The organism is Thalassotalea sp. PP2-459, from assembly GCF_001913705.1.
Classification (GTDB): Bacteria; Pseudomonadota; Gammaproteobacteria; order Enterobacterales; family Alteromonadaceae; genus Thalassotalea_C; species Thalassotalea_C hakodatensis.
In genome coordinates, this window is the sequence record NZ_MKQD01000012.1 from 52,155 (window position 1) to 62,784 (window position 10,630).

General features: G+C 38.5%; 11 protein-coding genes. 4 read left to right on the forward strand and 7 right to left on the reverse strand.

What is annotated here, in order from left to right:
- Window positions 1–57: 57 nt before the first annotated feature.
- Together BI291_RS01380 and BI291_RS01385 are read right to left on the reverse strand one after the other, a co-directional pair.
- Entirely contained in the window at window positions 58–744 is a 687-nt protein-coding gene (locus BI291_RS01380) for a glucosaminidase domain-containing protein (protein ID WP_074495695.1), read from the reverse strand.
- A gap of 727 nt (window positions 745–1,471) precedes the next feature.
- Window positions 1,472–2,329, reverse strand: coding sequence for a helix-turn-helix domain-containing protein (locus tag BI291_RS01385; protein ID WP_074495697.1), 858 nt, complete (start codon window positions 2,327–2,329; stop codon window positions 1,472–1,474).
- 154 nt (window positions 2,330–2,483) lie between these two features.
- Between BI291_RS01385 and BI291_RS01390 the strand changes: the two genes are divergently transcribed.
- The 4 genes from BI291_RS01390 (at window position 2,484) to BI291_RS01405 (ending at window position 8,185) form a co-directional block, all read left to right on the forward strand.
- Window positions 2,484–2,957 (forward strand): carboxymuconolactone decarboxylase family protein, encoded by a 474-nt coding sequence (locus BI291_RS01390; RefSeq protein WP_074495700.1) that lies wholly within the window; start codon window positions 2,484–2,486, stop codon window positions 2,955–2,957.
- Between the two features lie 315 nt (window positions 2,958–3,272).
- A complete protein-coding gene (locus BI291_RS01395) occupies window positions 3,273–5,303 on the forward strand; it encodes a TonB-dependent receptor (RefSeq protein WP_074495703.1) in 2,031 nt (676 codons plus the stop codon).
- 198 nt (window positions 5,304–5,501) lie between these two features.
- Entirely contained in the window at window positions 5,502–7,592 is a 2,091-nt protein-coding gene (locus tag BI291_RS01400) for a marine proteobacterial sortase target protein (protein ID WP_074495705.1), read from the forward strand.
- A gap of 11 nt (window positions 7,593–7,603) precedes the next feature.
- Window positions 7,604–8,185 (forward strand): class GN sortase, encoded by a 582-nt coding sequence (locus BI291_RS01405; protein ID WP_074495738.1) that lies wholly within the window; start codon window positions 7,604–7,606, stop codon window positions 8,183–8,185.
- Here BI291_RS01405 and BI291_RS01410 read toward each other — a convergent pair.
- The 5 genes from BI291_RS01410 to BI291_RS01430 all read right to left on the reverse strand — a co-directional run bounded on the left by BI291_RS01410 (window position 8,182) and on the right by BI291_RS01430 (window position 10,369).
- Window positions 8,182–8,634: an N-acetyltransferase gene (locus tag BI291_RS01410; RefSeq protein ID WP_074495708.1), complete on the reverse strand. Its 453-nt coding sequence runs from the start codon at window positions 8,632–8,634 to the stop codon at window positions 8,182–8,184. The genes BI291_RS01405 and BI291_RS01410 overlap by 4 nt on opposite strands.
- Before the next feature lie 60 nt (window positions 8,635–8,694).
- On the reverse strand, window positions 8,695–9,006 hold the full coding sequence (locus BI291_RS01415; protein ID WP_074495710.1) for a hypothetical protein: 312 nt from the start codon (window positions 9,004–9,006) through the stop codon (window positions 8,695–8,697).
- A 45-nt stretch (window positions 9,007–9,051) separates the two neighbouring features.
- Window positions 9,052–9,357 (reverse strand): DUF2007 domain-containing protein, encoded by a 306-nt coding sequence (locus tag BI291_RS01420; protein ID WP_074495716.1) that lies wholly within the window; start codon window positions 9,355–9,357, stop codon window positions 9,052–9,054.
- 106 nt (window positions 9,358–9,463) lie between these two features.
- Entirely contained in the window at window positions 9,464–9,793 is a 330-nt protein-coding gene (locus BI291_RS01425) for a helix-turn-helix transcriptional regulator (protein ID WP_074495718.1), read from the reverse strand.
- A gap of 240 nt (window positions 9,794–10,033) precedes the next feature.
- On the reverse strand, window positions 10,034–10,369 hold the full coding sequence (locus BI291_RS01430; RefSeq protein ID WP_074495725.1) for a zinc ribbon domain-containing protein YjdM: 336 nt from the start codon (window positions 10,367–10,369) through the stop codon (window positions 10,034–10,036).
- Window positions 10,370–10,630 lie beyond the last annotated feature (261 nt).

Sequence of the window (10,630 nt, forward strand, 5' to 3'; positions counted from 1 at the left end):
CGCTGCCTATAGTGTTAAAGCCAAAACAGCTAAAATATGATCAACAGTAAATCATCATTAATGTTCATCGAAACGATCAAAGTTATTATATTCAATAATGTCGGCGAGTTCTTCACCATATTCGCTGCCTTTTTCTGAATATTGATCTAACTTAGTCACTAAGGCAAGTGGATCATCGGTAGTCGCATTTAACTGTCTAAATTCACTAAATGCACGACCTCTGCCAAGCGTGCGATAATAATCAAAAACGGCCTCTTCAATGGTTGAATATTTCTTTACCCAGATGGTTTTATCTCCGCGTTTTTGCAATGCAGCTATACGAGGTTCGTCTTCATTAAACGACCATACTCCAAATACATTGTTCGCTTTGCGAAAAAAACGGGAGGTAGCCCATGAACTTTCCATTGCCGCCTGCGCAATGGCAATACTTTTTGGATGCGGCTTTAACGCGGTAAGTAATGCTTCATCGGAAGTAACCTTGTATTCTTCTTTGAGCTTTTCGATGCGATCATGACTTTGCCCATTATCAATCATCGTTTTAATATCTTCATAGCGCATCTGTAGCTTAGCGTAAACGGTATCAACAGCAGGCAAAATGAGAGCAATAAATCTCGCTTTTTTTTCTTTTACCGTCATCGGCGGTAATGGCTCATCTTTTTGTTGGCTATAATAAAAAAACACAATCAATATACACAGAAATAATGTAGCAACAGCAACGATGGCAGCACGGTATTTTAACAACATTAACACTCCTAAAAAGATTAGAATGATTACTTTTAAACGTTCAGCAACTACACAAGTACTACATTAGCGTAGCAGCCCTGAGTATTTGAATACAGTAAATAGCGTAATCTTCTAACACTTGAGTCATTTTTATTTCATTGATTTCTTACATCATCAATAATTATACCAATTGAATTAAAGATTTGATCAACTTAGCACTTCATTAGCACGCTTAAAACACGCTAAATAATGTAAACACAGTCACTCTATGGTTTGATTATTTAGAGAAATTATCAGGGAACTGAGTTCCCAAGGGCGAGTTTAAAAGGCTAATAGGCTGTGTTATTGATTTTAACAAGAACGCTACAGTAATCTAGCTTATTAGAGAACGCAGGAGCACGTTCTCCTGAGCGACCATTCTTTGCAATCAATGCCTTGCTTCTAACCCTATTAACTCTCGCTAAGTAACCCATTATTTATTTCAATTGATATTAGAGCGTGTTGATCTTTGCTGTTTAAGTTTTGTTCAAATTAAACGCCTTCTGATCGCGGCACTTGGATTATTGCATAGTCATTCTATGGTTAATTCAAGTAACAAAGAGCAGGAGGTGTTTAGTTGAACCCTTCGGGCTGTATCTGTTTGGCATTTCTATTGTGTTAACGCTTGACTGGAGTAGAATAACTACACAGCGAAAGTGTTGCCTTGTATAAATACCAAACAAATTGCGGCAAAAGTAAACATGAAAGATCAACACGCTCTAGTCGCGTAAAGACGGCTTTTAGCAATTATTTTATCTCTGTATTGACCAGGGGTTATGCCAATAACCTCTCTAAATTGATGATTAAAGTGTGCTTGATCATAGAATCCTGCCAAGTACCCAATATCAGTAAGGCTCAGATCAAACAGCTGCGTTTTTAATAAATATCTCGCGTAATGATTTTGTCTAAGCCGGCTATACTGCTTTGGCGCCAATCCCATGTGTTGTTTAAACAATCGATCAAGCTGACGTTGACCTAAACATAATTCATCATTTAAGGCAGAAATGGGTTTCAAGCCATTATTCACATCAATCCAGTTTATCGCAAACGCTAACCGATTATCTAATTTACCTGACAATGACTTATTTTGTTTTTGTATGGTTAGAAGGTGAGAAAACAAATGATATTCAATAGCAGTGATCCATTGCTCAACCGAAGCACTCATCATAAGCTCATTCATTAAGTGATCACATAATCTCGTTAATGAAATATCATCAGGTACAATTGTTGTATTTTCAATCTCCGTCAACGGTAAACCAAAGAACTGATGTCCGGCTCCAGGGTGAAAACGAATACCAAATGCTTCTACTCTACCCAGCCCGGTAAAATGCACAGATTTACGGTTAGGACCAACAATAGTACAGCCTTGCTTTAACAAAAAATTGCCAATCTTGATTGGATCGGCACAATTAAAAATAATACCACTGCCACCTTCTGGGTGCATATATTCATCGGCAATAGCTAACTGCCCTTCCCCATATGTTACATGCCAATAGCATTGCACTAAATTTGCTAACTGAGAGGTTGGTGCAAAACGTTGAAAATGAGACCTGTTAAATGTTGTCATAACATTAGGTGAAGTGAATTAAGTCATAGCAGTATAACAAAGATAAACATTGACACAAATTCAACGACAAACTGCTAAACATGTCGAAAATTTACAATCTTAATTCTCACGCATGCCTTATGATTTTCATCTTTACAACATAAAGGAAAAGGCAATGCCAGTACAATTACATTATTATCAAATCGCGCCAAAAGCAATAGCCGCACAACTTGGGCTAGAGCAATATTTAACGTCAAAAGATGCCAGTCCGCATATTAGTAAGACAGTGATAGAGCTAATAAAAATACGTGTATCTCAACTTAATCGCTGTGCTTACTGTATTGATATGCACACTAAAGATGCACGAGCTAACGGAGAAAGTGAACAACGTATTTTTGGTTTGACTGCGTGGAAAGACTCACCGTTTTACACCGCAAAAGAGCGTGCAGCCTTAGCGTGGAGTGAAGCAATAACAACAATAGACTCTCACGAACATTGCTCAACATTACTTGAAACGATGCGAAATAATTTTGACGATAAAACCATCGTTGATCTCTGTATTGTGGTCTGCAGTATCAATAACTGGAATAGAATTACCTTAGCATTTGGTGCAGATGTTGGTAGTTATCAGGTTGGTCAATTTGAATAATGTTCTGAGAAACTCCGTCTAGGGGCGCTAATACACCAACAAAAGGCCTCATGATATTATCCTTAAGAGGCAGTTTAAACAACGAGAGGTGCGGCACAACCATACGAAAGCGATTTTGTTTGGCTAAGTAACTTAAGCCCTCTCCTTTACAGTCATATATACAGCTGTCAGTAATCATTTTATGCGTTGACCTGCTAAATAACACAAAAACCATACGGCTTGTCGTCAAAGAGTTAATTTCTTAGTGGGGTTTTGATATGTTATCACACTAACATTTCAGTCTCCTATTCTCCTTTTTTTGCACGGTAATCTCAAATGAAAAAACAACTCTCTGCTATTTCTATAATGGCACTTTCAACTCACGTGTTAGCAGACGTTTCAGGGCTCGAACACTTTGTGGTCTTGGGTAAGCGAGCCAACTTAATTGGCGAAACCATGTCAGCTTCAGAAGGTTTGGTTGGCTATGGTGATATTGAACGGCGTCCTATTTTACGCTCAGGTGAAATATTAGAATTTGTACCCGGCATGGTTGTTACTCAACATAGTGGTTCTGGTAAAGCCAATCAATACTTCTTACGAGGTTTTAACCTTGATCACGGTACCGATTTCAGTACCTATATTGATGGTATGCCCATTAATATGCGCACACATGGTCATGGCCAAGGTTATGCGGATTTAAATTTTATCACCCCTGAATTCATTGAAAGTATTCATTACCAAAAAGGACCATATCAAACAGCACAAGGCGACTTTTCTACCGCAGGATCAGCATATTTCGCGTTAAAGTCTGACTTTATTAACCCATTCGTTACAGTAGAATTAGGCCAAGATAGCTACCGTCGAGGCGTTATTGGTCAAAACATCAAAACAACCGACGGTAACCTTGCTATTGGTGCAGAATGGCAACAGTATGATGGCCCTTGGACTGATATCGATGAAAACATAAATAAAAAGAATGTCATGCTTCGTTACCATCAAAACATACTTGATGGTACGTTAAGCCTGACATTTTTAGGTTACCAAAATAGCTGGAATGCTGCGGATCAAATCCCCACTCGAGCTGTCAAAAATCAGTTAATTGATGAGTTAGGCTCAATTGACGATACTTTAGGTGGTGAGTCTGATCGCTATAGTTTCTCAATGAATTGGCGTAACCAGCAATGGGCTCTTTCTGCATATGCTATTGAAAGCTCATTAAACCTCTATTCCAATTTTACGTATTTTCTAGACGATCAAAACAATGGCGACCAATTTGAGCAAGTTGACGATAGAAAAATATTTGGTGCTAGTGTAGTCAAACTCTTTAATCAGCAACAAGGTAATACTCACATACACCATAGTGTAGGTCTTGATGTAAGATTTGATGACATTAACGAAGTCGGTCTTTACAAAACCAATGCCAGAAAAAGGTTATCCACTGTACGAACTGATTCCGTCGAACAATATTCCGTTAGTGGCTTTTATCAAGTCAATGCTGATATCAACGACAACTTGTCAGTTAATGCAGGCGTGCGTCATGATTACATGAATGTAGACGTAAACAGCGACTTAACGATAAATAGTGGCGATAACAGCGACAGCATTACCAATTTCAAAGCGGGTCTGAGTTACCAATTTAACGAACAATGGCAAACCTACGCTAACTGGGGACAATCATTTCACTCTAATGATGCTCGCGGGGCAACAATAAGTATTGACCCTGTAACGAATGAAGCGGCAGAAACCGTAGATTTACTGGTGCAAGGTCAAGGCGCAGAAGTAGGAGTAAGAGTGGCAGAATATGAAAACTACAACGCCTCTCTTTCACTTTGGTGGTTAGAGAATGATTCTGAACTAGTGTTTGTTGGCGATGCCGGTAATACAGAAGCTAGTCGTGCTTCTAAGCGTTATGGTGCTGAATTTTCTGGGCTATATTGGCTTTCGTCAGAAATTGTCGCTGATGTTGAACTTGCATGGACAAAATCACGCTTTACCGAAGACGACGTTGGCGAAGGAAATTACATTGACGGTTCACTCCCTTTTGTTGCAAGTGTAGGTATAAGTTGGCACATCAATGACAGCTTCAACACAAGCGTGCGTTTAAGACACTTTGGTAAACGTACACTTGATAGTTTCAACCACAACCAATCAGACACATTCAGTGTTGTGAATATGAATGCGCAATACTTATTATCCGATTGGAAATTCAATGTCTCAGTATTAAATCTATTCGACAGTAATGATCATGATATTGATTATTTATATGAAAGTCGTTTACCCGGAGAAAGCGAGACAGGCGAAGAAGATGTTCATTTTCATCCAATAGAACCACGAACAATACGCGCAAGTGTCACCTACTTATTCTAATCACCAATACGTTAAGCTGAGGTAGATAACTGCCTCAGCGCAAATTTTTAATCAAATAAAACAAGCGCCTCTCTACAAAAGCCGGCAACGATACCTTTACATTTTTTTGCCATAATTGTTCATCACATTGCCCTTTTTCTCCCCTAAATAAGCCACTTCTTTCATGTTTAATACAACCTATTAAACATGGAGGACCTCATGAACACGCATACCCGACTGATTATTACACTTGTCATACTCACAATAGCGCTTAGCGCCTCATTTTATCTTAATGGTAAACATTCCGAGACCACGAGCCAATTTAATGTTGATCTGTCATATAAAACAGTTTCATCTAGCAAGCCACTATTACAAGTAGAACAATATGGGCAAGTACAACAAGGAAGCTTTTTTCTACAACAAGAAAACAAACATGGGTATTTGCTTTCACCTTTATTAGATACCAAGGTAGATATTACGGTTACAGGGCTTATTGCTCGGGCTGTGGTAACGCAACAATTTACCAACTCAACAAATGATTGGGTCAACGGAATTTATGTTTTTCCATTACCCGAAAATGCTGCGGTTGATCATTTAACGATGGACATTGGCCATCGCACAATCGTTGGAAAAATTCAGCCTAAACAAAAAGCCAGAAAATTATATCAACAAGCAAAATCTGACGGGAAAAAAGCCAGTCTATTAGTACAAAATCGCTCAAACCTGTTTACCAATCATGTTGCAAACATAGGCCCCGGTGACACAATAAAGGTCACTATTGAATACCAACAAGCGATAACGTTTGAAAACAATATGTTTAGCTTGCGATTTCCTACTACTGTTACCCAACGCTACTTACCCGCTTCCCCTTTAAACAGCGAACAAAAATCTATTGATGAAAGTGGTTGGGGGATCACTCAGCCAACTTTCAATAACAATACTGTTGATGCACAAGAAGAAGCTGCACCGCCCATGCATAAAGTTGCCATGAACATCACTCTCAATAGCGGTTTCGAACTTAATAACATTGAAAGCGAACAACATCCTATCATCACGAATAAAGTGACATCTAGCCAATATAAAGTGCAACTAGAGCAAGATATGATTGCAAACCAAGATTTCGTACTTCAATGGCAAGCAAAACCTACTCATCAACCAACAGCAGCGCATTTTAGCCAAACAACAGAAAATGGTCACTACGGTATGATAATGCTTATGCCGCCACAACTTACCGACAATGCTACACCGCTAAATCGAGAAGTCGTTTTCGTAATTGATACCTCTGGCTCTATGGCAGGCACTTCAATTAAACAAGCTAAAAACGCACTTGCATGGGCTATTTCAGATCTTGCAGCCACTGATACTTTTAATGTCATAGCATTTAACAGTACCGCCAATAAAGTATTTCAACATTCCATGCCCGCCAATCGTGCATATAAAAATTCTGCCATGCAATATATTGAACAATTAAATGCGAATGGGGGCACCGAAATACTGTCGGCACTGCAACTTTCGTTAGGCCACCAAAGGCCCAACCCAGCTAGAATACGGCAAGTTATTTTTATTACTGATGGCGCAGTAGGTAATGAAGCCGAATTATTTACCTATATCAACAATCATTTAAATCAAAGCCGACTTTTCACCGTAGGAATAGGTTCTGCACCTAACAGTTACTTTATGACTGAAGCAGCCTTGATGGGTAAAGGAACCTATACCTATGTAAATTCTGTAAACACGGTGCAAGCTAAAATGAAGCAACTTTTTGGCAAACTTAAACAGCCAGTATTAGCTAACCTAACCGCTAAAATGAGTCAAGATGCAGACATGTACCCTCGTCATTTACCTGATTTATATCAAGGGGAACCTGTCATGATCAGCTACTTTAGCGAGCAAACTCCAGATAAAATGCTCATTTCAGGTGTATTACGCCAGCAAGACTGGCAGCAAACGCTTACGCTACAACACAGTGGGCAACAATCAGGTTTATCTACCTTATGGGCACGTCGGAAAATTGCCCAACTTTCTAGAGATAAATATAAAGGTAAAGATGCAGCCATAATCAATGAACAAATTTTAGAGACTGCGATGGAACACCATTTAGTCAGTGAAATGACAAGCTTAATTGCAATAGATATAACACCATCTGTAAAGGTACCAAGCTCAGACCGAGTCATCAAAAACCAACGACCTAAAGGCCAACAAGGTATGCTGCCACAAACAGCAACACCCGCTTTATTACAAGCATTGATAGCCTTATTCTTTTTAGCTCTCGCCTTGGGTGTCACCTTACTGAATAACACGCGCCGATGAAATCACTAACCATGAACAAACACAAAGCAATAATTGTTACCTGCTGTTTCATTAGTACTTTATTTTTTGCGTCAAGTATGTACATACACGCTAAAGCAATATTTGCACAATGGTTAATTGCAAACGCTTGGACCGCAACATTATCAACAGGTAAACAACAGCCACCGTGGTCATGGGCGGATACTTATCCAGTTGCTAAAATATCCTTGCAAAAAAAACGTTATTACTTGTTAGCAGGCGTGACAGGAAGAACGCTAGCCTTTGGCCCTGGACATATGAGTAGCACACCGCTACCAGGGGAGGTGGGTAATACTGTCATAGCCGGTCATCGTGATACCCATTTTGCACAACTTGAACACCTGACTTTTAATGATACTTTAACCGTAGAAACACTCAGGGGTAAGTTTACCTATCAAATCATCGATATTAGCATCGTACACGAACAAGACATGAGCGTTACCGCTGCAAGCAATAACGACACCCTGACCTTAATCACCTGCTACCCATTTGATTCATTATCGCCTAATACTCAATGGCGTTATGTAATACAGGCAACGTTACAAAAGCAAGGTAATAACAGCGCAGATGTTTAAGGTGCTGCTAACGCCATGGCAATTTTTTCAATGCCATGTGATGGCGTAAAACGTTTACGCTCTTCAAAGCCAAACTTTTGATATAACGTTATCGCAGGAATATTCACTACAGCCGTTTCCACGCTTACCGAGCGATAGCTAAAATGCGCTAGAATAAACGTCAGTAATTTACCAGCGATGCCTTTTCTAAAATGATCAGGATCAACCACTAAACTTTCAATGGCTAAATGTTTGTTAGCAAAGCTAACTTCAATAACAGCCGCAAGGTTACTATTATCAAAAAAGCCATAAAATAACGTTTTAGAATGGGCAATATCTTCAATAGAACGCTGTAGCGGAGGAAAATCACTGACGCCAATTAATTGCGCCTCTATCAAATAAGAGCGCTGAAAAGTACGATGGATTTGCTGAGCAATACGCTCATTTATTGGTGCTAATGCTTCAATCATCTCACTGCATCATAGTAATATAACAGACCTTAGTTTCGTTAATTAAAGACAACGTATTGATCACATTATCTGTGCAAACAACGCAAACATCGAGATTGAAAGACCGCTAATAACAATGCCTTGCTGTAGTTTATCATTCACTAAGGCCTCTAATTTATATGTGGTAGAAAACAACTGTTTTATTGGCGTAAAAAATATTTTGGGGGCTAAGCCAAGACCAAAAAACATTAAGCTAACACCGATAATATTGGTTAGCTCCAGCGCTGATAAACTGTCCTGAGTAAATTGATATACGCCTGAGCCGCACATCAATAAAGTGGCTAGCCAACACACACAAACCACCATTTTTTCTTTGAAATTAAGAAACTTCATTTTTCCCTCCTACATAACCATTATTATTGTTTGTTAAGCTCAGTGTTATAAACTTTCTTGTTGGCAATTCCAACAAATATCAAACGATGCGTCATTTTTTTCTGTGCAGTTATTACAGATCCAATCATCAGCATGTTTATTCTTTTGGTTCACGTTGACGAGCCCAATCGCCCGTTCATAATCTTCATCATTGACCACCCAGAGTTCAGGCCAGCAATCTAATGGCGCTATTTCTCCCATAGCACCTTGAGCATATTCATTCTTTAGAAATACAACGATACCTTGGGCACTAATGAGATCTTTCATTCTAGTTACAAGAAAACTATGTTCGTTGGTATAAACCCTTTTCATGATTGATAACTCTTTAAACTTTACTGTCAGCAGCCATGATGCTTTTAATACCTACTGCATTGATACATCGTATAATTCAAAGCGATATCAATAGAATTACTGGTGCCTACTTCGTTAATACAAAAGCTATAATGAATGCAATACAAAATGAAACAAGCGTTGCTTTTATATCCGTTTTAGCCACTTTATATTTTATTGTCGCTAAAGAAAATGGTACTACTCGCTCTTGATGTTCATTGCACATTAACAGTTCATTTAGTTGCACATCAAAAGTAGCACATAAAGATTTAACCGACTCAGGTGAGGCTACACCTGATTTTTCAATACGCTGAATTGTTCTTAAACTAATACCACTAACCTCGGCAAGATGAGATTGGCTCCAAGCTTTTGCTTCTCTGTATTGTTTTAGTTTTACGTTATCTAATTTCATTTCCATTACTGTTCCTCCGCGCTAAATATTGAAATAATTATCGAAGGAAAGCCTTTTATTTGATACGTCATCAATACGACATCTTAACGTCATCATTGCGTCGTGAATGTACAATACTCACATAATCAAGAGTAAAAATAAAAACAAGCTAGAAACATTTAGCACATCTACATATCTCTATTAATCAATCTCGTTTTTTTAACACTTTGCCGCTAGGCAAAATATTTCATGCTAACAACTTACGGGCTATGCCTTTTTAACAAACTTAGCAGTTATCATCATTTCACCGGCACCGTCGACCTTACAGTCTAATTGATGATCTTTAGCATCTTTAATCTGTTTAATGGTAGCTTTAGTGCCAATTTTTATCACTTGTGAACTGCCTTTAATTTTTAAATCTTTTATTGCTGTGATTTTATCGCCTTCACTTAACAAAGTGCCATTTGCATCTTTCACTTTAATAGTGTCTTCATCTGCCTGCTCAGAAGGATTCCATTCATAAGCACACTCTGGGCATATTAAATTGTTTTGATCTTGATATACATATTCTGAGGTACAACGAGGACAAGGAGGAAAAGACATAGAAAATCACACTATTGAAAAAACAAATATTCTAATAAATTTTTCTCCGCTATGCGAATAATGATTAATGAACTTGATATACTGATAGACAGCTAAAATAGGCCTACCAATATACAATAATACCAATTCGCATAAATATTCGGTCATTCAGCGAGAAATAAAAGGGATAGAGGCAAGGCATTGATTGCAAAGAATGGTTATTCAGGAGAACGTGCTCCTGCGTTCTCTAATAAGCTACATCCTTGTAGCGTCCTTGTTAAA

What these genes read in the sequence shown, in the direction of transcription:
- BI291_RS01380 (WP_074495695.1), bottom strand. Translation starts at nt 744, where the DNA reads ATGTTGTTAAAATACCGTGCTGCCATCGTTGCTGTTGCTACATTATTT.
- BI291_RS01385 (WP_074495697.1), bottom strand. Translation starts at nt 2,329, where the DNA reads ATGACAACATTTAACAGGTCTCATTTTCAACGTTTTGCACCAACCTCT.
- BI291_RS01390 (WP_074495700.1), top strand. Translation starts at nt 2,484, where the DNA reads ATGCCAGTACAATTACATTATTATCAAATCGCGCCAAAAGCAATAGCC.
- BI291_RS01395 (WP_074495703.1), top strand. Translation starts at nt 3,273, where the DNA reads ATGAAAAAACAACTCTCTGCTATTTCTATAATGGCACTTTCAACTCAC.
- BI291_RS01400 (WP_074495705.1), top strand. Translation starts at nt 5,502, where the DNA reads ATGAACACGCATACCCGACTGATTATTACACTTGTCATACTCACAATA.
- BI291_RS01405 (WP_074495738.1), top strand. Translation starts at nt 7,604, where the DNA reads ATGAACAAACACAAAGCAATAATTGTTACCTGCTGTTTCATTAGTACT.
- BI291_RS01410 (WP_074495708.1), bottom strand. Translation starts at nt 8,634, where the DNA reads ATGATTGAAGCATTAGCACCAATAAATGAGCGTATTGCTCAGCAAATC.
- BI291_RS01415 (WP_074495710.1), bottom strand. Translation starts at nt 9,006, where the DNA reads ATGAAGTTTCTTAATTTCAAAGAAAAAATGGTGGTTTGTGTGTGTTGG.
- BI291_RS01420 (WP_074495716.1), bottom strand. Translation starts at nt 9,357, where the DNA reads ATGAAAAGGGTTTATACCAACGAACATAGTTTTCTTGTAACTAGAATG.
- BI291_RS01425 (WP_074495718.1), bottom strand. Translation starts at nt 9,793, where the DNA reads ATGGAAATGAAATTAGATAACGTAAAACTAAAACAATACAGAGAAGCA.
- BI291_RS01430 (WP_074495725.1), bottom strand. Translation starts at nt 10,369, where the DNA reads ATGTCTTTTCCTCCTTGTCCTCGTTGTACCTCAGAATATGTATATCAA.